General features: G+C 65.1%; 17 protein-coding genes. 7 read left to right on the top strand and 10 right to left on the bottom strand.

Translation table 11 applies throughout. The features are described 5' to 3' along the window. Positions 1-204 precede the first annotated feature (204 nt). Positions 205-2,439: a glycine--tRNA ligase subunit beta gene (gene glyS, locus FHT02_RS06510; RefSeq protein ID WP_184085739.1), complete on the top strand. Its 2,235-nt coding sequence runs from the start codon at positions 205-207 to the stop codon at positions 2,437-2,439. Positions 2,440-2,598: 159 nt separating this feature from the next. Continuing rightward, positions 2,599-5,247, top strand: a complete 2,649-nt coding sequence (gene ppdK, locus FHT02_RS06505) for a pyruvate, phosphate dikinase (protein WP_184085737.1) — start codon at positions 2,599-2,601, stop codon at positions 5,245-5,247. Positions 5,248-5,280: 33 nt separating this feature from the next. Here the strand turns inward: ppdK and FHT02_RS06500 are convergent, their stop codons facing one another. The 8 genes from FHT02_RS06500 to FHT02_RS06465 all read right to left on the bottom strand — a co-directional run bounded on the left by FHT02_RS06500 (position 5,281) and on the right by FHT02_RS06465 (position 13,077). Next, positions 5,281-5,826 carry a hypothetical protein gene (locus tag FHT02_RS06500; protein ID WP_184085735.1) on the bottom strand — a complete coding sequence of 182 codons (546 nt, stop codon included), beginning with the start codon at positions 5,824-5,826 and terminating at the stop codon, positions 5,281-5,283. Positions 5,827-5,905: 79 nt separating this feature from the next. After that, positions 5,906-6,898, bottom strand: coding sequence for a type II secretion system F family protein (locus FHT02_RS06495; RefSeq protein ID WP_184085733.1), 993 nt, complete (start codon positions 6,896-6,898; stop codon positions 5,906-5,908). A 4-nt stretch (positions 6,899-6,902) separates the two neighbouring features. Further along, positions 6,903-7,877: a type II secretion system F family protein gene (locus FHT02_RS06490; RefSeq protein WP_184085731.1), complete on the bottom strand. Its 975-nt coding sequence runs from the start codon at positions 7,875-7,877 to the stop codon at positions 6,903-6,905. 52 nt (positions 7,878-7,929) lie between these two features. Beyond that, a complete protein-coding gene (locus tag FHT02_RS06485) occupies positions 7,930-9,204 on the bottom strand; it encodes a CpaE/TadZ family protein (protein ID WP_184085729.1) in 1,275 nt (424 codons plus the stop codon). Further along, positions 9,201-9,833: a CpaD family pilus assembly lipoprotein gene (locus tag FHT02_RS06480; protein WP_184085727.1), complete on the bottom strand. Its 633-nt coding sequence runs from the start codon at positions 9,831-9,833 to the stop codon at positions 9,201-9,203. The genes FHT02_RS06485 and FHT02_RS06480 overlap by 4 nt, the downstream gene beginning before the upstream one ends. 18 nt (positions 9,834-9,851) lie before the next feature. Further along, complete coding sequence (locus tag FHT02_RS06475; RefSeq protein ID WP_246352230.1) at positions 9,852-11,447, bottom strand: type II and III secretion system protein family protein; 1,596 nt, start codon at positions 11,445-11,447, stop codon at positions 9,852-9,854. Between the two features lie 44 nt (positions 11,448-11,491). Further along, complete coding sequence (gene cpaB, locus FHT02_RS06470; RefSeq protein WP_184085723.1) at positions 11,492-12,550, bottom strand: Flp pilus assembly protein CpaB; 1,059 nt, start codon at positions 12,548-12,550, stop codon at positions 11,492-11,494. Positions 12,551-12,603: 53 nt separating this feature from the next. After that, positions 12,604-13,077 carry an A24 family peptidase gene (locus tag FHT02_RS06465; RefSeq protein WP_184085721.1) on the bottom strand — a complete coding sequence of 158 codons (474 nt, stop codon included), beginning with the start codon at positions 13,075-13,077 and terminating at the stop codon, positions 12,604-12,606. Positions 13,078-13,126: 49 nt separating this feature from the next. On the opposite strand from FHT02_RS06465, the gene FHT02_RS06460 reads away from it, so the two are divergent. From FHT02_RS06460 to FHT02_RS06440, 5 genes are all read left to right on the top strand, one after another. Continuing rightward, positions 13,127-14,074 carry an alpha/beta fold hydrolase gene (locus FHT02_RS06460; RefSeq protein WP_184085719.1) on the top strand — a complete coding sequence of 316 codons (948 nt, stop codon included), beginning with the start codon at positions 13,127-13,129 and terminating at the stop codon, positions 14,072-14,074. After that, positions 14,071-15,156, top strand: a complete 1,086-nt coding sequence (locus FHT02_RS06455) for an FAD-dependent oxidoreductase (RefSeq protein WP_184085717.1) — start codon at positions 14,071-14,073, stop codon at positions 15,154-15,156. The genes FHT02_RS06460 and FHT02_RS06455 overlap by 4 nt, the downstream gene beginning before the upstream one ends. Before the next feature lie 87 nt (positions 15,157-15,243). Then, positions 15,244-15,651 carry an acyl-CoA thioesterase gene (locus FHT02_RS06450; protein WP_184085715.1) on the top strand — a complete coding sequence of 136 codons (408 nt, stop codon included), beginning with the start codon at positions 15,244-15,246 and terminating at the stop codon, positions 15,649-15,651. A gap of 175 nt (positions 15,652-15,826) precedes the next feature. Further along, on the top strand, positions 15,827-18,286 hold the full coding sequence (locus FHT02_RS06445) for a PAS domain-containing methyl-accepting chemotaxis protein (RefSeq protein ID WP_221239336.1): 2,460 nt from the start codon (positions 15,827-15,829) through the stop codon (positions 18,284-18,286). Beyond that, positions 18,283-19,743, top strand: a complete 1,461-nt coding sequence (locus FHT02_RS06440) for a chemotaxis protein CheW (RefSeq protein WP_184085713.1) — start codon at positions 18,283-18,285, stop codon at positions 19,741-19,743. The genes FHT02_RS06445 and FHT02_RS06440 overlap by 4 nt, the downstream gene beginning before the upstream one ends. Before the next feature lie 91 nt (positions 19,744-19,834). On the opposite strand, the gene FHT02_RS06435 is transcribed toward FHT02_RS06440, so the two are convergent. After that, positions 19,835-20,803, bottom strand: coding sequence for a bile acid:sodium symporter family protein (locus tag FHT02_RS06435; RefSeq protein WP_184085711.1), 969 nt, complete (start codon positions 20,801-20,803; stop codon positions 19,835-19,837). Positions 20,804-20,869: 66 nt separating this feature from the next. Beyond that, positions 20,870-22,771, bottom strand: coding sequence for a ribonucleoside-diphosphate reductase subunit alpha (locus tag FHT02_RS06430; RefSeq protein ID WP_184085709.1), 1,902 nt, complete (start codon positions 22,769-22,771; stop codon positions 20,870-20,872). Positions 22,772-22,877 lie beyond the last annotated feature (106 nt).

Below are 22,877 nucleotides of genomic sequence, written 5' to 3'. Positions count from 1 at the left end.
GAAGAAGAGGTTCGCGCAGAGGCGCAGAGGCGCAGAGATGCGTGCTTGCCGCGCCAGCGGCCCTCGACTCGTACCGCTTGCCAAGCCTCTTGCCAATGTAGGGGCGGCTGACGCCGCCGGGTTGCGTGCCTCTGCGCCTCTGCGCCTCTGCGCGAACCTCCTAACTTCCTCTCTTGGCGCCTTCGCGCCTTCGCGTGGGCTGAAATGACCGACTTCCTCCTCGAACTTCGCTCCGAAGAGATTCCCGCCCGCATGCAGGAGCGCGCGCGGGAGGACCTGGCAAGGCTGTTCGCCGCCGAGCTCGACAAGGCCGGGCTGAAGGCCGCCGAGACCGTCACCTATGCCACGCCGCGCCGGCTAGCGCTGATCGCGCGCGGACTGCCCGAGCAGACGGCGGCCGTGTCGGAGGAGAGCAAGGGGCCGCGCACCTCCGCGCCACCCCAGGCGCTGGAAGGGTTTCTCCGCAAGACCGGCCTTACCCAGGACCAACTCGTCGAGCGGGACGGCGTCTACTTTGCGGTCGTGAACAAGCCCGGCCGCGCTACTGCCGACGTGATCGCGGAAGCGGTCCCGGCCGTGATCCGCGCCTTTGCCTGGCCCAAGTCGATGCGCTGGGGCGCCGCGTCGCAATCGACCGAGAGCCCGCGCTGGGTCCGCCCACTCCAAGGCATCGTCGCGATCCTGGGCGAGGATGTGGTGCCGTTCGAGATTGCCGGCGTGCAGAGTGGCGCCGCGACGGTCGGCCACCGCTTCCATCACCCGGGCGTGATCACGATTGGCAGCGCCGACGATTATGTCGAAAAGCTGCGCATGTGCCACGTCGTGGTCGACGGCGCCGAACGCCGCAACATCATCGCGCTGGGCGCCAAGATGGCGGCGAAGAAGGCCGGCCTCACGTTGATCGAAGACGAGGGGCTGCTGTTCGAGAATGCCGGTCTAACCGAATGGCCGGTGCCGCTGCTCGGCCGCTTCGACGAGAGCTTCTTGGAGGTGCCGCCCGAGGTGATCCAGCTCACCGCGCGCGTGAACCAGAAATATTTCGTCTGCGCCGACGCGAGCGGCAAGCTTGCCAACGCCTTTGTCTGCACCGCCAATATCGACGCGAGCGACGATGGCGCGCGCATCGTCGAGGGCAACCAGAAGGTGCTCGCCGCGCGGCTGAGCGACGCCAAATTCTTCTACGACACCGATCTCAAGACGCGACTGGAGGATCTAAGCCCCAAGCTCGCGAAGATCGTGTTCCACGACAAGCTGGGCACGGTCGCCGACAAGGTCGAACGCGTCGCCAAGCTGGCGCGCTGGCTGGTGGAGGAGGGGATTGTCCAGGGCGCCAACGCCGATCTCGCCGAGCGCGCGGCGCGCCTCGCAAAGGCGGATCTCGTCACTGGCATGGTCGGCGAGTTCCCCGAGCTCCAGGGGCTGATTGGCGGCTATTACGCCGCAGCGCAGGGCGAGCACCCGGCGGTCGCCGAGGCGGTGCGCGACCATTACAAGCCGGTCGGACAGGGGGATGAGGTGCCTGCCGCGCCGGTGACGGTGGCGGTGAGCCTGGCGGACAAGCTGGATACACTGCGCGGCTTTTTCCTGATTGACGAGCCGCCGACGGGGTCGAAAGACCCGTTCGCGCTGCGGCGCGCGGCGCTGGGCGTGATCCGGCTCATCACCGCCAACGGGCTGCGCGGCGAACTGGGCAAGTGCCTGACCAAAGCGGTCGACCTGCATCTGGAGACCTGCCTGCGCGCGCTTGGCAGGCCGGTGCCGGTCGAGCCGATGTACCTGGAGGTTAGCGGTGACACCAAACGGCTGATGGCCGACGGTGCCGAGGTTCTGGCACTTCCGGTCGCGGCCGACGCGCCCTTCTATGCCGGCGTGGGTTCTTCCGGGCTGCATCCGGCGCCATCAATCGACTTCTTCGCCGACCGCCTCAAGGTCCAGCAGCGCGAGGCCGGCGTCCGCCACGACCTGATTGACGCGGTGTTCGGACTGGGCGGCGAGGACGATCTCGTCCGCCTGCTCGCGCGTGTCCACGCGCTTCAGGCCTTCGTCACCACCGAAGACGGTACCAATCTCCTTGCCGGCTACAAGCGTGCTGCCAACATCCTCAAAAAGGAGGGCTATGACGTCTCCGCCGCGGCTCGAGGCCACGATGGTGGTGAAAGCGGGGCTCTCGCGCTCGGATACCAGCCATTACCCGAGGAGGTCGACCTGATCGCCGCGCTCGATGCTGCTGAGCCGGTGGCCGCCGTGGCGATCCAGCGCGAGGACTTTGCCGGTGCGATGGCCGCGCTGGCGAGCCTGCGCGCGCCGATCGACGCGTTCTTTGACAAGGTGACGGTGAATGACGCCGATCCTGCCAAGCGCGAGGCGCGGCTCGCGCTGCTCGCTCGTATGCGGGGTGCAGTGCACAATGTCGCAGATTTTGCACGGATCGACGGCTAAGATTTATCGGACAATTCAGCCTTTCTGCTCAAGGACTTCGCTGACACCGCAATCATCTTCCTCTACTTGGAACCTGACAACGCGGTCAGCGCTTCCTTCCTGTTCGCAGGTGCGATAGCGAAACGATCACCCAGGTGACGCTTCGGCAAAGGGATGTTGATGACTCAGTATGTGTACCGTTTCGGCGGTGGGGTTTCCGACGGCGGCGCGGGCGACAAGAACCTTCTGGGAGGCAAGGGTGCCAACCTAGCGGAAATGGCGTCGATCGGCCTGCCGGTGCCCCCGGGCTTCACCATTTCGACCGAAATGTGCACCCGCTATTATGAGGAAGGCGAGACCTTCCCCGACAGCGTGAAGGCCGAAGTCGCGAACGGCATCGCCCATATCGAGGGGATCACCGGCAAGCGTTTCGGCGACGCGGCCGATCCGCTGCTGGTCTCGGTCCGCTCGGGCGCCCGCGTGTCGATGCCTGGCATGATGGACACGGTGCTCAACCTGGGCCTGAACGACCAGACGGTGCAGGGCCTCGCCGCCACCTCGGGCGACGACCGCTTCGCCTGGGACAGCTATCGCCGCTTCATCCAGATGTATGCCGATGTGGTGCTGGAGCTCGATCACGGCCGGTTCGAGGAAGCGCTGGAGATCGCCAAGGAAGATCGCGGCTTCGCGCTTGACACCGAACTTTCCGCTAAGGACCTTCAGGGCCTCGTCGCCGAGTACAAGGCGCTGGTCGAGGAACTGTGGGGCAAGCCGTTCCCGCAGGACGTGCACGACCAGCTCTGGGGTGCGGTGGGCGCGGTGTTCGGATCGTGGCAGTCGGAGCGCGCCAAGGTCTATCGCCGGCTGAACGACATTCCGGGCGGCTGGGGCACGGCCGTGAACGTCCAGGCGATGGTGTTCGGCAACATGGGCGAGACTTCAGCCACCGGGGTCGCTTTCACGCGCGATCCGTCCACTGGCGAGCGCGCTTATTATGGCGAGTTCCTGATCAATGCGCAGGGCGAAGACGTGGTGGCGGGCATCCGTACCCCGCAATATCTGACCCTCGCCGCGCGCGAACGGGCAGGGGCCAAGCCGGCGTCGATGGAAGAAGCCATGCCGGAGGTTTATTCCCAGCTGGCGGGCGTGTTCGACACCCTTGAAACGCATTATCGCGACATGCAGGACATCGAGTTCACGGTGGAGCGGGCCAAGCTGTGGATGCTTCAGACGCGGTCGGGCAAGCGCACCGCCAAGGCGGCGCTCAAAATCGCGGTCGACATGGCCAATGAAGGGCTTATCTCGACCGAGGAAGCGATCCTGCGCGTCGATCCACAGGCGCTCGACCAGCTGCTTCACCCCACGCTCGACCCTGACGCGCCGCGCGACGTGTTGACCAAGGGGCTGCCAGCGTCACCCGGCGCGGCGTCGGGCAAGGCGGTGTTCGACAGCGACACCGCCGAGAAGCGCGCGGCGGCAGGCGAGGCGGTGATCCTGATCCGCATCGAAACCTCGCCTGAAGATATTCACGGCATGCACGCGGCCAAGGGCATCCTGACCGCGCGCGGCGGGATGACCAGCCACGCCGCGGTGGTGGCGCGCGGCATGGGACGCCCCTGCGTCTCCGGTGCGGGCACGCTGGCGATCAATGCGCGCGAGAAGATGCTGCGCGTGGGGAGCCGCGAAGTGCGGGAGGGCGATATCGTCACGATCGACGGCACGACCGGTGAAGTGATGTTCGGCGAAGTGCCCACGGTGCAGCCCGAACTGTCGGGTGATTTCGGTACGCTCATGGAATGGGCCGATGCCAAGCGCCGGCTGAAGGTGCGCACCAATGCCGAAACCCCGCTGGATTGCCGCACTGCGCGCGACTTCGGTGCCGAGGGCATTGGGCTGTGCCGGACCGAGCACATGTTTTTCGAAGGTGCGCGGATCACCGCCGTGCGCCAGATGATCTTGGCCGAGGACGAAGCGGGCCGCCGCGCGGCGCTCGAAAAGCTGCTGCCCGAGCAGCGCAGCGACTTTGCCGAGATCTTCAGAGTGATGGCTGGGCTGCCGGTCACCATCCGCTTGCTCGATCCGCCGCTGCACGAGTTCCTGCCGCATGAAGAGGCCGAGTTCGCCGAAGTGGCGCAGGCCGCGTCGGTTGATGTCGAGGTGCTCAAGCGACGGGCGGCCGAGCTGCACGAGTTCAACCCGATGCTGGGGCATCGCGGCTGCCGGCTGGGCGTGACCTATCCCGAGATTTACGAGATGCAGGCGCGCGCGATCTTCGAGGCGGCGGTCAGCCTGGATGAAGCGCCCGTGCCTGAGATCATGATCCCGCTGGTCGCGACGAAGCGCGAGCTGGAGCTGATGAAGGCTGTGGTCGACAAGGCGGCCGAGGCGGTATTCGCCGAGACGGGCAAGCGCGTCGACTATCTGGTCGGCACGATGATAGAGCTGCCGCGCGCGGCACTGAAGGCTGGCGAGATCGCCGAGGTGGGCGCGTTCTTCTCGTTCGGCACCAACGACCTGACTCAAACGACTCTGGGCGTTAGCCGTGATGATGCGGCACGGTTCCTGACCAGCTATGTCGAGAAGGGCATCTACGCCAAGGACCCGTTCGTCAGCCTGGACGTCGAAGGCGTGGGCGAACTGATCGCGCTCGCCGCCGAGCGGGGACGCAAGACGCGCGGCGACATCAAGCTGGGCATCTGCGGCGAGCATGGTGGCGATCCGGCGAGCATTGCGTTCTGCGAGGCGACGGGCCTCGATTACGTGTCGGCTTCACCGTACCGCGTGCCGATTGCCCGACTTGCGGCAGCGCAGGCGGCCTTGCGGAAGTAAGGCGATCCTCCCCAAAAAGGGGAGGATCGGGCCTTATCCGTAGCGCTTGGCGTGTTCCTCGTGGCGGCCGGTGCGCAGCAGGCTGGCCTGTTCGCGCCAGCCGGCCGCGGCGATGGCGCCAGGGCCCATGCCCAGCTTCTGCTCGGCGGTGAGCGCCTGGTCGAGGCGCATGTCCTCAAGGTCGGCGAAGCTCTTGAAGCCGAGCTTGTGGAGCTGCTTGGCGCGCGTCTCGTCGATGCCGCGAATGCGGGTGAGATCGTCGCCGCCGCGCCCGAACCAACCACTGGATCCGGTCGCCGCGACCGCCGCGGCGCCGGCTGGTAGTGCAACGCCGCCCTTGTCCAGCGTTTCGCGCAGACGAAGGTTTTCCTCTTCGAGCGCACGCACGCGGGTGTTGCGCTCCTTCAGCTCGGTCTCGGCGCGGGTGCGGAAGCTGCTGTGCGCAAGTTCCTCGCCATGATAGCGGTCGCGCCACTTGCGGTGCCGCGGCGCCAGCGCGAGCCCAAGCAGCAGCCCGGCGATCAGCGCGACCGCGAGCGCCGCCCATTGCGTAGGCGTTTGAAACGGCAAATCCTGCATGGAACGACCTCCCTTGTTGCTGGGGGGAGGCGGTGCCTGCCCCAAACCGCCAACGCGTGCGCGGCGATTCGGGTTCAGTTCACTTGATGAGCGCGTCGCTGATCGAGCAGGCGGCCGGACCCAGGATGACGATGAACAGCACCGGCAGGATGAACAGGATCAGCGGCACGGTCATGATCGCGGGCAGGCGCGCGGCCTTTTCCTCGGCGCGCATCATGCGCTCGTTGCGGAACTCGGCAGAAAGCACGCGTAGCGCCGAGGCGAGCGGAGTGCCGTATTTCTCGGTCTGGATCATGGTGGTGACCACGCCGCGCACCGCCTCCAGGTCTATGCGCTTGGCAAGATTATCGAACGCCTGGCGCCGATCGGTCAGGAAGCCCAGCTCAATTGCGGTGAGCGAGCATTCTTCGCCCAACTCGGGATAGGCTTTGCCCAGCTCGCGCGAAACCCGAGCGAAGGCAGCATCGACGGTGAGGCCCGCTTCGGCGCAGATCACCAGCAGATCGAGCGCGTCGGGGAGGCCCTTGCGGATCGCATGGCTGCGCTTCTGGATCGCGTTCTTGAGGTAGATGTCGGGCGCCTTGTAGCCCAGGATCAGCGAGCCTGCGACGATGAGGTAGCGCTTGATCGGCGACCATTCGGCGAAGCTGTTGGTGCCATAGACCAGGAAGCCCATGATGCCGCCGAGCACGATCGGCAGCACCAGCCGTCCAAAAATAACGCCGACAGCCCATTCCTTGCGGCGAATACCGGCCTGGAGCAGCTTGACTTGGGCGACCTTGAGCTGCTCGTCCTGGAGCACCTTCATGCCAGAAAGTAGCGAGCGAATGCGGTCCGAGGCTTCGCTCTTCTGCACCAGCTTCGCACGCCGCTTGCTGGTGGACGCAGTGATGCCGGCCTTTAGCTGCTCGCGGCGGTCATTCAGCGCCTTGACGCGCTTTGCCATCGGGTCGCGCACGGAAAGCGCAGTGTAAATCGCGAAGACCACCGCGGCGGCGCAAACGGCGGCGAGCAGCGTGGCGACCCACAGCACATCGACGCCCAGCAAAGTCGGTCCGTTGGGTGTGGTCATCGCATCAAATCTCGAAATTGACCATCTTGGCCATGATGAAGGCGCCCAGGCTCATCCAGACCAGTCCGCCGGCCCCGGCGACCATCAGCCGCTCATCCTTGAAGAAGTTCATCATGTAATCGTTGTTAATGAACCAAACGAGCCCGAATACGATGAAGGGTAGCGAGCCGACGATCAGCGCCGAAGCCTTCGACTCCGAGGACATCGCCTTGATCTTCAGCTTCATCTGGCTGCGCTTGCGGAGCACCTCGGCCAAATTGGCGAGCGTCTCGGCCAAATTGCCGCCGGTTTCCCGCTGGATGGCGATGGTGATGGTGAAGAACTGAAATTCAGGTGTGCCGAGGCGGTCGGCGGTTTCCTGAAGCGCGACATCCAGCGTCCGGCCAATCTTCATCTTGTCGGACACGGCGCGGAACTCCTCGCCCACCGGACCGCTGACTTCGGAACCGACCACGGTCATGGTTTCGGTGATCGGGAGACCCGAGCGCAGACCGCGCACCAGCAATTCGATCGCGTCTGGGAACTTGGCGGTGAATTTTCCCACGCGGCGCTTGATGAAGAAGCTGACGACGAAATGCGGCAGGCCCATGCCGAGCGCCAGGCTGAGGAACAGCGCCAGCCAGATCGGTGCGCCCTTCAGCAGCAGCAGCAGCGTGGGCACCATGATCAGGCCAAGCGTCACCAGACCATATTGTCCCACCGTCCATGGCTTGCCCGTCATGGCCAGCCGCTTCTGAAGCTCCGCCGGGTTGGGGAGCAGGCGCAGGGCGGCAGTGTCCATGCCTGACTGCGACGCGCTCGCCCGACGGATCTGCGTTTCCACTGCCGCAGGTCCGACGACGCCGGCATGCCGATCGCGCAGAGTGTTGAGCCGGCGCGATCCCGCACGCGCCGTCGACGGGCCCGAAAAGGCCGCGATCAGCATCGCCAGCACCAGAAAGACGGCGCCGCCGAGCATCAAGATTGGCAGCATGTCCACGCCCGATCGTCTCCAGCTTCATGCATCCGGGCGGTCCTGCACCCGGAATAGTTTACTTCTTTGCCTTGCTCACGCTGGTCTTCAGCTTGTCGAGCAGCGACGATCCACGCTTGCCGTTGGATGCCGGTCCCGTCCCGGCGTCCAGTTCGATCTCGGTTATCGCGGTGGTGCGCCGGGCCAACTCGACGAGCGGCTGCATCGTCTTCACAGTTTTGCCGACTTCGGCCAGCGGCTTGCCGAGCTTCGCGGCCTGGCTGGCTAGCTTCGCGTCGAACGGCACGAGGAAGTCGATCTTGCGTTCGATCGATGTTTCGAAATCTTTGCGGCTGATCTCGAGGACCGCCGCTGGCTGCACCTTGTTTGCTACCAAGATGACCTGAGTCTGCGGCGCATTCGATTTGAACCAACTGAGGATGCGGATCGTGTCGCGCGCCGCAGCCAGCGTGAGATCGGTGACCAGCACGGCGACCTGCACGTCGGTGATCAAGTGTGGATGATTGACCAGCATGCCGCGCGGGAGATCGATCACCGTGCACTCGAACGCGCTGCGCATTTCTTCCTGCAACTGATAGAATGCGGCGCCGTCGCTCATCAGTGGCGAGTTTATCGGTGCTTCGGCCGAAAGCACGGCCAGCCGCTCTGACGCGCGCACCATCGCGCGCTCGATGAACAGCCCGTCGATACGGCTGGGATTTTCGATCGCGTCGGTAAGACCGCGACCGGGTTCCAAATCGAGCGCCAGCGCGCCCGTGCCGAAGTGCACGTCCAGATCGAGCAGCGCGGTTGAACGGGCGTGCTTGTCGCTCAGTAACCAGGCTAGTGACGTACCGATGGTGGAAGCCCCTGCGCCACCGCGCGTGCCGATCACCACGACCGCACAATGCGGGCGCTCATTCACTGGATCGCTGTGTTTGGGCGCGTTGAGCGCGCTCTGCGCCTGGGCGAATACATCGCGCAGCGCGTCCGGATTGAGCGGCTTAAGCAAATAGTCGTGGATACCGCTGGCGAGCAGATCGCGGTACAACCGCACATCGTTGACCTGGCCCGACGCGATCACGATCGTACCGGGCTCGCACACTTCGGCGAGCGCGTTGATGTCGTTGAGCGGGTCGCCGGACTCGGACAAGTCAACGAACAGGATGTTCGGGCTCGCCGAGACCGACAAGGTCTGAACCGCGTTGCGCAGCCCGCCCTTGTTGACCTTTTCGGGCGACCAGCCGAGTTCGATGGCGATCGGCCGCAGCGCCTCCGCAGTCGGTTCGTCGCAGACAAAGGCGACAAAGGGGTCCCGGTGCGCCGTGCGCGACGAGTTAAACGGCGCGTTCATCGGCCACCTCCGGCAGATTCCGACCGGACCGCGGTGCCGCCCGCGCCCGAAGGCGGCGCGTTGCGCAACGCGTTGATGGCCTTGTTCGCGCGGCGGGGATCGGCGGTCGGCGAGCCAGGCGCACCCTTCACCAAATCGCCCGGGTCGGCGACCATTGCGGCTAGATTGCCGTTGGTCGCGCAGCCGAAATTGGAAGTGGTGCTTGCGGAGAAGTCAGGTTGATATTGGCGCGAGAAGTCGGGGCAGCCCGGCACGGTGGCCTGCATGCGGGTAACGACCACACGGACGGTGCCCGGTTCGATCTGGCCAATCGTGACCGGCGCTTTTTCGTTCAGCAGCAAGCCATAGCGCCCCGCTTCCGCAGCGATTTCCTCACGGCCCGCGTTTCCGGCACCGCCATCGTCCACCGCGACCTGATCGCCGTAGCGCAGGCCCATGGATCCCAACCAGCCCGACAGCCGATCGCCCTCGCCAGGCGCCAACGCATAGCCGGCCGTTTGCAGGTCGAGCACGTAGAAGTTTCGTTGAACGACCGGCTGGTACACCGTTTCAAGGCCGCCATTATACGTTCCGCAAGCGCCGAGCATAAGCGCAGGCGCAAGGAGCAGGGGAGTGAAGCGCGACATCATTACGTGTCTCCTCGCGGATCAGAAGCCGAAGCCGGGGGCTGCGGAGCCGCCCTTCTTCTTCTTGTTTGAAGGCGCCGGAGCCGGGCTTGGCCTCGCTCCCTGTGGCGCGCTGCGGTCGGGAGCCTGGGCCGCGGGCGCCACAGGCAGCGGCGCCATGGCGCCGACCGTCGGCATTGCGCTTTGCGGCGCCATGCTGGGCTTGGGCCGGTCGCCGCCGCCAATGCCGCTCAGCTGACCGCCAATGATCCGTTGCAGATCACCCGGCGCTTGATAGCCATCAGTTGGCAGCACGATCTGGCTCGCATTGACCGGCTTCACCAGATAAGGCGTGATGACGATCATCAGCTCGGTTTCGTTGCGCTGAAACGCGTTGGAACGGAACAACGCGCCCAGGATCGGGATATCGGCGGCGCCCGGCGTCTTGGTGAAGCTGTTATTATGGGTGTTCTGCATCAGGCCGCCGATTACCATGCTTTCCCCCGAGCCGAGTTCGACCGTCGTCTCGCTGCGCCGGGTCGTGAGGGCGGGAATGGAGACGCCGTTGAGAGTGACTGCGCCCGAGGACGAGAGCTGCGACACTTCGGGGCGGACGCGCAGCGAAATGCGACCGTCGGCCAGCACGGTGGGCGTAAACGCCAGGCTGACGCCGTATTGCTTGTATTCGACCGAAACGGTGCCGAGTGCCTGCGCGATCGGTATCGGAATTTCGCCGCCCGCGAGGAAATTGGCGGTTTCGCCCGAGATCGCTGTTAGGTTCGGCGTCGCAAGCGTGGTTACCTGGCCGATCGTCTCGCCCAGGTCGAGCGACGCCAGCAGGTCGGTGCCTAGGAAGCGTCCGGCCGCGCCGAGCAGCGTGTTGCTGCCGCTCTGAGCGGGGAAGGTGACCAGTGAGCCGCCAGGCCTGACGCCCTGCGGCGTTGTTGTCGTCCCGTTGTTGTATGTGAAGGAGCCTTGGCGGCCCTGAGCGATGCCGAAAAGGAAGCCGCCGCTGTCGCGGTTGGTGATGTTCACGCCGACATTCTTGACGAAACTGCGGCTCACTTCGGCGAAGCGCACCTGAAGGTTTACCTGGAGCGGGGTCGCAGTCTTCAGCCGGTTGATCACCGCCATCTTGAGGGCGACGTTGGTGTCGCTGGTGTTCACGCCGGGATTGAGCGCGGCGATCACCAGCCGTTCGGCCTGCTGCGAATCATCGGGCGATGCGACAGTGCCGGTCAGCACCGCAAGCTGTCCCGCAGTGGTCACGCGGATCGACGCTTCGGGCATGGCGATCTTCAGCATGCGGTCCAGCGCCGTGATGTTCTGGTTCACCCGCACCCGAGTCGAATACACCACGGTGCCGCTGGCGCTGGTGGCGAAGATTGTGGCTTCGCCATCGGCCTTGCCGAACAGGTTGATCTGGCGCGGATTGGTCACATAGACATCGGCGACGCCTGGGTTGGACACCCACACATTCGCCACGCTCTGCGGCAATGAGATCAGCTCGCCTTCGCCAACCGAGAGCAGTACTTCCGAAGTCGGGCGCTGCGATCCAGCCGGCATCTCACCGACGCGGGCGCGCTGGCGCCCCTGCGCCATTACCTGGGCGGGCATGGCGGCAAACAGGGCGGTCATGGCCGTGGCGGCAAGCGCGCGGGCCACAAGAGTCTTCGCTTTCATCACTTGAAACCCCCGACCTGAACTTCGGTCTCGGCATTGCCACGTACGACAGTGACCACCGGGCCGCGGCGCACCGGCGCCGACGCGCCGGGGAAGCTGCCTGCCGCAGGTGCGGGTGCGGGTGCGGGCGCCGGACCGCTGCTGTTGTTGCTGGCGCCTTCGCCCCCCTTGCCGGGCACCGTGCTGCGCTGGAAACGCGACACGTCAGCGCCGGTGGCGAAGGTCGACCCGCCTTCCATCGGCCGGGCGGCGAGGCGCGCCAGCATGGCCTTTTCCTTTTTCGGATCGCCGTCGGCAGGCACTTCCACTTCGCCGCTGGCGATCGCTTGGTCCAGCTCGCTTTGATTGTCGGCGATCGAGCGCAGTGAAAGTGACAGGTCACCCACTGTCTGCGCGACCGCGATCTTCTCAGCGATCTTGGGCGTCGCCTCCAGCGTTACGTTGGAGAAGGTGCTGACGACCGTGTTGCCCTTTTCGTCGGCCTGCTTGTCGGTGCGCTGATCGGTGGCGAGCACGCGCAGGTTGCGCAGGATCGTCTCGGACGCCTTGAGCGGAGGGCCATCGCCGCCGCCGGAAACCGATTGGGTGAGCACCAGATCGACTCGGTCGCCTGGGAACACGAAGCCTGCGACCGAGCTCTGCGCTGAAACAGGTACGGTGACCGCGCGCATGCCGGGTCCGAGAGCCGCCGCCAGGAAGCCGCGGTCGCCGGGCTTCACCAGTGCACCCTGAGTAATCGGCTGGCCAGCGGGAATCGCGAAGCGCACGACCGTGCCTTGCAGCTTGCCGGGCTCGCTTTCGCCCTTCACGAAGTAAGCGCCTTCGACCAGTTCCTTGGGCCAGGCGACGAACTTCACCGCTTCGGCGTCGAGAATGGTGCCGACGGGCAGCGCCCGAGTCGCGACCATCACTTCGGTGGTGTTCTCAGGCGCTGCCGTGTTCAGCGCCGCTGCCGCTTGTGGGGCAGGCGCTCCGATCACCAGGCTGCGCGCCATGAAGGCAGTGACGGCAGCCACCACCAACGCGCCGACCAGCAGGAAGAGCTTGCGTGCATCCATTCGCTTCGAGCCTTTTCAAGAACGCCACCGACTGGTTGCGCCAGCGTTAAACATCACAGAAACTGGTTAAAAATCGGTTCGTTAAGAGTCAGGAGCCCGGCAAGAGCGATCGCCACGCCATAGGGAACCTCGATCTGGCCGCGCTCCGTGCGCCGGAACCAGTGATCGGCGAGCAGGAGCAGCGTCAGCGCTCCGCCGAGCAGCGACATGACGACCAGCATCCACAGCAGCGGCTGCGGTGGCAGCCACAGCGCGAGCGCGCCGATCAGCTTCACGTCTCCGCCGCCCATCTGCCCCAGGCAGAAGGCCGCGAAGAAAAAGGCGAAGACCAGCAGCGCGACACCGATCTGGACCACCATGTCTGGCCACACGCCCATGCCGTTGAACCACCACCAAGCCGGGGCGAGCAGTGCGAGAATCGCATTCTTCCAATTGGCGATTTCACGCGTGCGCACGTCCTCGACACCGGCAGACACCAGCAGCAGCGCGAACGCGCCGATCAGAAAGAGTGCGAACGGGTCCCCCATCACGGTTAATCCCTAGACGGGACGGCTTATCAAAACGTAACCACTTACCATGGCAACTTCCCTGATAGACCGTCGCGCACTGCCGCCTGGTGCGCGGGTCAGCCGCTGGGCCGCGCCGGATGGATGGGACATGCGGGTGCTGGACTGGCCAGCCCAGGCCGACACGCCGCGCGGGTCAATCCTGTTCCAGGGCGGGCGCGGCGACGTGGCCGAAAAGTATCTCGAGTCGCTGGCGCATTGGCACGCCCAGGGCTGGCACGTGGCGTCGTTCGACTGGCGCGGGCAGGGCGGATCGGGCCGCTGCACCGATGCCGGCAATTGCGGCCATATCGACGACTATGGCCGCTATGTCGGCGATCTGCGCGCCTTTCACGCGGACTGGCATGCGTCAACGCCCGGTCCGCATGTGGTGATGGGGCATTCAATGGGCGGGCATCTGGTCCTGCGCGCGCTGGCGGAGGGAGTGATCCGGCCCGATGCGGCGGTGCTGGTCGCGCCGATGCTCGGCTTCCGGCGGGGGGTGTTCGGACCCTTTGCCGAGCGCGCCGCGCAGTTGCTGGGCGGCCTGGGCGACACTGCGCGGCCGGCCTGGAAGGGCAATGAGAAGCCTTACACCACGACCACGCGCAACACGCTGCTGACGCACGACGCCGCACGCTATTCCGACGAGATCTGGTGGCAGATGCACCAGCCGGCGCTGATGACCGGGCCGCCGAGCTGGCGCTGGGTGATCGAGGGGTTCAAGTCGATGCGCGCGCTTGCCGCCGATCCGCGGCTGGGAAACATCGTGGCGCCCGTGCTGATGCTGGTCGCGACTCGCGACGGCCTGGTCGATCCGCGTGCCGCGCTTCGCCTGGCGCCGCGCATCCGCGACTGCCGCGTCGTTACCTTCGGCCGGGAAAGCGCGCACGAGATCCTGCGCGAAGTCGACGCCGTGCGCGACCGTGCTCTAAGTGAAATCGACGCGTTTCTGACCGAGCGAGTGCCGCGCCCGTGACGCGGTATGACATCGCAATTGTCGGCGCGGGCATCGCCGGGGCAAGTCTTGCCGCCGAGCTTGCGCCGCATGCGCGGGTGCTGTTGCTCGAAGCCGAGGAACGCCCGGGCTATCATGCCACCGGACGTTCGGCGGCGTTCTGGTCTGAAACCTATGGCGGGCCGGCCATCCAGCCGCTCACGACGGCGTCGGGCGCGTTCCTGCGTGACGGCGGCTTCCTTGATCCGCTTGGCGCGCTTCATATCGGGCGCGGCGAAGAGGCTGAAGCGGTCGACGCGCTGTTGCGGGTGTTCGCCGGAACCAGCGTCGAACTGCAGCCGACTGACCCGCGTGCGCATCTGCCGGGATTGCGTCCGGGATGGATACTCGGCGTGCTGGAGCCGAGCTGCGCCTATATCGATGTGGCCGCGCTGCATGCGCATTACCTGGCCGCCGCGCGTTGCGCCGGAGTGGCGATCGTTACTGCCGCCGCGCTCGAATCCGCGCATCGTGATGGTCAGTGGCAGCTGCGGACTGGGGCGGGCCAGTTTGCTGCCGACATCCTGGTGAACGCCGCGGGTGCGTGGGCGGACTCCGTCGCCCGCGCGGCGGGCGCCCGCCCCCTGAACATCCAGCCTTATCGACGCACCATGCTCCAGTTGGCCACCGACCCGGCGCCGCCCGCGGGCTGCCCGCATATCCTGCACGTCGGCGGCAGCTTCTACTTCAAGCCGGAGGCGGGGGGACGGCTCTGGCTGAGCCCGCATGACGAGACTGCGAGCGAACCTTGCGACGCCGCGCCTGAGGAACTGGACATCGCTCTCGCGATCCATCGGTTCGAGCATGTCGTCGATTGGCGCGTGGACAGGCTCGAACATAAATGGGCAGGTCTGCGGAGCTTCGCGCCGGACCGTCTGCCAGTCTATGGCTTCGATCCCGCGGTGCCTGGCTTCTTCTGGTGCGCCGGGCAGGGCGGCTTCGGCATTCAGACCGCGCCCGCCGCCGCGCGGCTCTCAGCCTCGCTGCTGCTGGGCCGTGTGCCCGATGTGAGCGACCGGGGGGTCGATCCGCCCGGCTATTCACCGGCGCGCTTCGCTACTTGACGGCGCAAAGCTTTCCAAACGGCAAGGATATCAAAGCTTTTGGCGGAACGACTCGCGCGCCGCCCGCGCATCGGCTAAGATCGACTCATGGTCGCTTCAGCACTTCCCCATGAATTCCCCGTCGACGTGGCGCAGGACGATATCGACTTCATGGGGCATGTGAACAATGCCAGCTACCTGAAATGGGTTCAGGCGGCGGTGATCGACCATTGGCAGCGTTTCGCCCCGACCGACGTTGTCGGCCAGCATCTGTGGGTCGCGCTGAAGCATGAGATCACCTATCGCCGCCCGGCGTTCCTTGACGACGAAGTCGTGGCGACGGTGCTGCTGGAAAAGGTGCATGGCGCCCGCGCCTTTTACGAAACGGTGATCAAGCGCGGCTCCGAAGTGCTCGCCGAAGTGAAGTCGAGCTGGTGCTGCCTGGACGCCGAGACGCTGAAGCCGGCGCGCCTAGCGCAGAACGTCATCGACCGATTCTTCGTCAAGGAAGCCTGACCCTCGGTGCCAAGAAGACCTGGCGCGGCAGCAGGAGCAGCAGCCGCTAAGTAGTTATACTAATCGAACATTTCTGTTCCTGTCCGCTCTATAATGTTGAGGCTGGCCAAAGGTTCAAGCGCCCCGCTGGGCGCCCGATCCGCGCCCGGCGAGGCACAGGTTCTGGAAGGCTCGCATGACCGCTCACACTCGTCAGCTCGACACGTCCGCGGCGCATGACGCCGACGCCATGCTGCGGCAACTCGGCCTGATGCTCGACCAGTCCCAAGCCGTTATCGAGTTTGCTCCCGACGCCACCGTGCTTCGCGCCAATGCGCTGTTTCTGAACCTGATGGGCTATGCGCCCGAGGAAGTGATCGGCCAACACCACCGCATCTTCTGCGACACCGGCTTTGCCAACAGTTCGGAATATGAGCTTTTCTGGCTCGGCCTGCGTAGCGGCAATGCCAAGGATGGCGAGTTCAAGCGCGTGGCGCGAGACGGGCGTGAAGTCTGGATCCGAGCCAAATATTATCCGGTGCTCGAAGGCGACACTGTGGTCCGCATCGTGAAGATCGCAATGGACGTCACAGACACGCGGCAGGAGAGCATCCTGCACGAAGGACTGCTGTCCGCGATCAGCCGCGCCCAAGCCATCATCGAGTTCGACTTGAGCGGCAAAGTGCTCACCGCGAACGAGAATTTTCTGGCCGTTACGGGTTATACGCTGAACGAGATCGAGGGGCAGCATCATCGCATGTTCTGTACACCAGAATATGCACGATCTGCCGACTACGCGCGGTTGTGGGAGAAGCTTGGCCGAGGCGAATTTGAGTCCGGTGCATTCAAGCGGCTCGCGAAGGGCGGCAAGGAGATTTGGATCCAGGCCACGTACAATCCGATTTTCGACCTGCGCGGACGGCCGATCAAGATCGTCAAATATGCCATGGACGTGACCGCCCAGCGTCTGGCCGCCGCGGAAGCAGAGGGCAAGGTAGAAGCGGTCGGCCGCCAGCATGCGGTCGCCGAATATGATCTGTCGGGCAAGCTGCTGCACGCCAATGACATGTTCTGTGCAATGCTGGGCTATCGCCGCGAGGAACTCGTCGGCTTGCCGCACGAGGCAACCTCGCATCCCGGCTGCCATATCCACAACGACTATCGCCAGTTCTGGTACAAGATGGCGCGCGGCGAGCATGAAGCCAGCGAGTTCCGCCGACAGGCCAAGGACGGCCGCGAGGTTTGGGTCTATGCCAGCTTTAACCCGATCCTCGACTTGGATGGCAAGCCCTGGAAGGTGGTCGAATACGCCACCGACATGACCGAGGCCAAGCGCCGCCACCTGGAATTTCAGGGCAAGGTCGATGCGATCAGCCGCGCGTCGTGCGTCATCGAAACCTCGCTTGACGGCACCGTGCTGTACGCCAACGAGAATTACCTCGACATGATCGGGTATTCGATCGAGGAGATCCGGGGCAAGGACCAGCGCATGATGGTCGAGCCGTCGCTCGCGCAAAGCGAAGCTTATCGGCAGCGCGCCGAAGGGCTTTCGCAGGGAGAGTTCCTTTCCGGCGAATTCAAGCGCATCGCCAAGGGCGGGCGCGAGGTTTGGACGCGTGCCACGGTGAACCCGATCCTGGACACCTGTGGCAAGCCGTACAAGCTGGTCACCTATGCTTTGGATATCACTGAGGCGAAGCTTCAGTCGATCGAAGTGCAGAACCGGCTGGAGGCCATCGAGCGCAGCCAAGCGAGCATCGAGTTCGACATGGACGGGAATGTTCTTACCGCGAACGGCAATTTCCTGGCGGTGATGGGCTATTCGCTGCGCGAGATCGTCGGCCAGCATCACAGCATGTTCTGCATGCCCGATTATCTCAAATCAAAGGAGTATGGCGAGTTCTGGCGTCGTCTGAATTCCGGCGATACGCATTCCGGCCGCTTCCATCGCGTCGGGAAATACGGCCGCGATGTGCATATCCAAGCGAGCTACAGCCCGGTTTATGATCTCTCCGGACGGCCGGTCCGGGTGATCAAGCACGCCTATGACATCTCGGCGCAGGTCGAGCTTGAGCACAAGATCGCGACCAAGAGCCAAGACATGCAGGACATGGTCACCGAGTTGACCAAGGCTATCACCAGCATCTCCGAAGGCGCACGCGGCGCGACGGCGCTGGCAGAAGAGACCGACGGCGCCGCGACCCAAGGCAGCGCAGCGATCAACAACGCGATCGAATCGATCGAACTGATCAGCCGCTCCTCGGGGCAAATCGCGAAGATCGTCAGCGTCATCGGTGAACTCGCCAGCCAGACCAATTTGCTGGCGTTCAACGCCGCGATCGAAGCGGCGCGCGCGGGCGAACATGGGGTCGGTTTCTCGGTCGTCGCCGAAGAGGTGCGCAAGCTGGCCGAGCGCAGCGCCGAGGCCGCGACCGAGATTTCGCGCCTCATTGAGGAATCGAGCGAGCGCGTGGCGCATGGCACCGAGCGTTCGCAGTCTGCACGCGCCGCCTTTGAAGGCATCGTCAAAAGCGTGGAGAAGACCGCCCGCTCGATTACTCAGATCGCTGACTCGGCCGGCACGCAACAAGACCTGACCTTCAAGGTCGTCAGTTTGATCGGTGACCTCGCGTCTTCGACTCAGGCGCACGGGTGAACGCGCCTGCCGCGTTTTCCGCAGCCGACGCGGCGGCGGTGCTGGAAGACGCCGAGGTCAGCCTGCTCGACGTCGGACTAATGCAGCTGTGCGGGCGCCAGCTTGCGGTGCCTGCGGCCAATGTTCGCGAAGTGGTGCCGTTGCCGGACAAGCTGCAGCCCAGCTTTTCCCAAACGGAGGCATCGGCCGGCTCCATCGTGATCCGCGGGCGCGTCGTCCCGGTGCTCGACGCCGCGCCGTTGCTGGGCTTCGGCCCCCGTGGCGACAGCGAAAGCGGCGTGGTGCTGATCCTGCGGCATGATGCCGCGCTGATCGGGATCATCATGGACTCGGTGTCCGGGCTCGCCCGGATCGCGCGCGACTCGATCCAGCCCTTCACGGTATCCGGAGTGGAGGATCACCGCATCGTATCCAGCAGCTTCCCATATGCGGACGCGCTGGTCGGCCTGCTTGATCCCGCCGCTGTGCTTGCGCTTCCGGGCGTACCCCATGCGCGCGAGGCGAGCGGCGGCGGCGAAGCTAGCAGTGCGAGCAACCGCAGCGCCGCGGTGCTGGTGAGCGTGGCAGGCGCCAATCTGGCGCTCGACGCCCGGCTGGTGGTCGCCACGGTGCCCAGCGCGCTGCTGCGCCCGAGCCCCGCGCCTTCCAGCAAATGGATCGGCGTGGTGCCGTATCTGGGCCAGGAAGTACCGGTGGTAGATGATCTGGCGCTGTTCGGCCTATCCGGCCGCGCGGAAGACAAGTCGACGGGCGCCGTCATCATCCTGCGTATCGACGACAAGCAGTTGCTTGGTGTGAAGATCGACCGGGTGCAGCGTATCCTGCCGATCGGCGAGCGCTCGATCCGGCCATTGCCGGAGGCGCTGGCCGGACGGCTGACGCTGTTCCGCGGGGCAATCGTCGATCATGAAGGGCGGCAGAACCTGTTGCTAGACGGTGACGCGCTGATACGCAGCGATGCGCTTCGCATGATCGGCGCGCTCAGCCGCGCCCAGGCTGTGCCGGCGCGCAATGCCCTTGCCGGTCCGGCTGTCGCCGAGGATCGCCAGCCCTTCCTGGTGTTTGTCGCTGGCGAACGGCGACGGGCGGCGGCGCTTTCCTCGGTGAAGCAGATCATTCCGTTTCCGCAGGAGCGCACAGGCCTCAACCGGTCGGGCTCGGCGCTGCAAGGTATCGCCAGCTATCATGACGCACCCTTGCCGCTGCTCGATCTAGGCAATGGGGAGCCAGGCGGCGAGGCCCGGCCGGATGCAGTTGTGCTGGTGGTGGAAAAAGATGGCCGCTTCAACGGGCTCGTCGTCGACAAGCTCGAAACCATCGCGCGTTCCGCGTTGCACCGCCGCCCCGGCAAAGGCGGGAGCGGCGCCGAAAGCTTCTTCATCGACGCCCAGATCGGCGATCAATCCGAAGCCATCACGCTGTGCGATCTGGCCGAAGAGGCGGTGCGGCTCGCCTGACCATCGCCTCCGTTAGCGGGGCGGCGGTCCGCCGGGGGTAATGCGGGCCGTCGGTCCCGACCGGGTCGAATCGCCGTCCTGAACGCCGGTGCTAGTCGGCAGCTTGCGTCGCATAGCGCCGCGCGATCACGGCGCAGGCGATTAGCTGAATCTGGTGGAACAGCATCACCGGTAGCAGCACTGCCCCAACCTGCGCGGCCGGGAACAGCACACCCGCCATGGGCACGCCCGAGGCGAGGCTCTTCTTCGATCCGCAGAACAGCAGCACCACCGCATCCTCGCGCGGGAAGCCGAACCAGCGGCCCATCAGCCAGGTGAGCAGCAGCACGGTACCCAGCAGCAGGCAGCACGACAGCAGCACCAGCGTAAGCTCTTCGCCCGATACCTGCCGCCACAGCCCCTCGACGACCGCCGCGCTGAAGGCGGCATAAACCACCAGCAGGATCGAGCCGCGGTCGACCAGCGACACCAGCTGCTTGTGACGTCCGACAAAGCTGCCGATCCACGGGCGCGCTGCGTGCCCCAGCACGAACGGCAGCAGCAGCTGCAACGCGATCGTTTCGATGGACTCGGCCGAAATGCCGGTCTGTCCGCCCGGAAGGACCATGAGCAGCGCGACCAGCATTGGCGTTACGACGATGCCGATCAGGTTGGAAAAGGAGGCGCTGCACACCGCAGCGGCCACGTTCCCCCGGGCGATTGCCGTGAAGGCAATCGAGGACTGTACGGTCGAAGGCAGTAGCGTGAGGAACAGCAGCCCCGCCGCCATCGCCGGATCAAGCAGCGGCAGCGCCGCGAACCCCAGCCCGAGCAGAGGGAATAAGAGGAAGGTGGTCGCTAGCACCACCAGGTGCAGCCGCCAGTTGCGCGCGCCCTCCCAGATCGCTTCGCGCGACAGTTTGGCGCCGTGCAGGAAGAACAGCAGCACGATGCCCGCGGTGGTGAGCGCATCGAACCACGGGACCGCCGCGCCCCGCACTGGCAGGATGCTGGCGAGCGCCACTGTTCCCAGCAGCGCAAGCACGAAGGGTTCGAACAGGCCGAGGATGCGTGACCACATGGCGCGGGTCTGAGAATCGGATGCAGTCAGCGCGCGATCAGCGCGCCGGCCGCAATCCGTTGGTCCCTACTGACACGCCAGGCACTCGTCGTAATCGGTGCTTTCGCCCAAGTTGAACTGCGGCTTCTCGATCGTGTTGTCCGCTTCCACCCCGCCGGCAAAGCCCGCGCGCTGCACCGACTTGGAGCGCAGATAGTAAAGCGATTTGATGCCCAGCTCCCAAGCGCGGAAGTGGAGCATCAGCAAATCCCACTTCTCGACATCGGCCGGGATGAACAGGTTCAGTGACTGCGCCTGATCGATATAAGGCGCACGGTCGCCGGCCAACTCCAGGATCCAGCGCTGATCAATCTCGAAGCTGGTCTTGTAGCAGTCCTTTTCCTCTGGGTTGAGGAAGTCGAGATGCTGGATCGACCCGCCCATCTCCAGGATCGAATTCCACACCGCTTCGGAATTCTTGCTCTTCTCGATCAGCAGCTTCTCCAGATACGGATTGCGCACCACGAACGAGCCGCTGAGCGTCTTGTGCGTATAGATGTTGGCGGGGATCGGCTCAATGCACGCGCTGGTGCCGCCGCAGATGATCGAGATCGACGCGGTCGGCGCGATCGCCATCTTGCACGAGAAGCGCTCCATCACGCCCATGTCGGCGGCGTCGGGGCAGGGGCCGCGCTCGATCGCGAGTTGCATCGAAGCTTCGTCTACCTGCGCCTTGATCTGCTTGAACATGCGCAGGTTCCACGACTTCGCCATGGCGCCCTCGAACGGGATCCCGCGCGCTTGCAGGAACGAGTGGAAGCCCATCACGCCCAGCCCAACCGAACGCTCGCGCGCGGCGGAATAAGCGGCCTTCTCCATCCCCGGCTCGGCCCGCTCGATAAAGTCCTGCAGGACGTTGTCGAGGAAGCGCATCACGTCCTCGACGAAACCCTTCTCGTCCTTCCACTGGTCCCAGGTCTCGAGGTTCATCGACGACAGGCAGCACACCGCGGTGCGCTCGTTCCCGAGGTGATCCTTGCCGGTCGGCAGCGTGATCTCGCTGCACAGATTCGACGTCGAAACCTTGAGCCCCAGATCGCGGTGATGCTTGGGCATGGTCGAATTCACATGGTCGGCGAACACGATGTACGGCTCGCCGGTCGCCAGCCGGGTCTCGACCAGCTTCTGGAACAGCGCGCGCGCGTCCACTGTGGCGCGGACGCTGCCGTCCTTGGGAGACTTGAGCGCCCATTCGGCGCCATCGCGCACCGCTTCCATGAACGCGTCGGGGATCAGCACGCCGTGGTGCAGATTGAGCGCCTTGCGGTTGAAATCGCCCGACGGCTTGCGGATCTCGAGGAACTCCTCGATCTCGGGATGCGACACGTCGAGATAGCACGCCGCCGACCCGCGGCGCAGCGAGCCCTGGCTGATCGCCAGCGTCAGCGAATCCATCACTCGGACGAACGGGATGATGCCGCTGGTCTTACCGTTGAGGCCCACCGGCTCGCCGATGCCCCGCACGCTGCCCCAATAGGTCCCGATGCCGCCACCGCGCGAGGCCAGCCACACATTCTCGTTCCAGGTGTCAACGATGCCGTTCAGGCTGTCAGGCACCGAGTTGAGGAAGCAGGAGATCGGCAGGCCGCGCCCCGTGCCGCCATTCGACAGCACCGGCGTCGCGGGCATGAACCACAGCTTGGAGATGTAATCGTATAGGCGCTGGGCATGGGCGCCATCGTCGGCATAGGCAGAGGCCACGCGCACGAACAGGTCCTGGAAGGTTTCGCCGGGCAACAGATACCGGTCCTTCAGCGTCTCCTTGCCGAATTCGGTCAGCAGCGCGTCGCGGCTATGATCGACTTCGACCGGATAGGGACGTGGATTGATGGCGCGGCTGTCCCGCTCCTTGGGCGCAGCCTTGGGGGCGGCGGTTTCGGTTTCGGCGACGATCTCGTTCACGCTGGTTCCCGTGTCCCTGAATTCCATAACTTAGCCCTCGATCACGCGTTCACCGGCTCCGCGCACCGGCGGAATGCATGCGACTCAAGGGGCTTGGCCGGGAGCCTAGGCGCGAGAACAAAGCAAGTCCATC

Source organism: Sphingomonas xinjiangensis (assembly GCF_014199255.1).
In the GTDB taxonomy this organism is placed as follows: Bacteria; Pseudomonadota; Alphaproteobacteria; order Sphingomonadales; family Sphingomonadaceae; genus Sphingomonas; species Sphingomonas xinjiangensis.
Note: the sequence above shows the minus strand (reverse complement) of the source record. Positions and strands in the feature narration are given on the sequence as shown.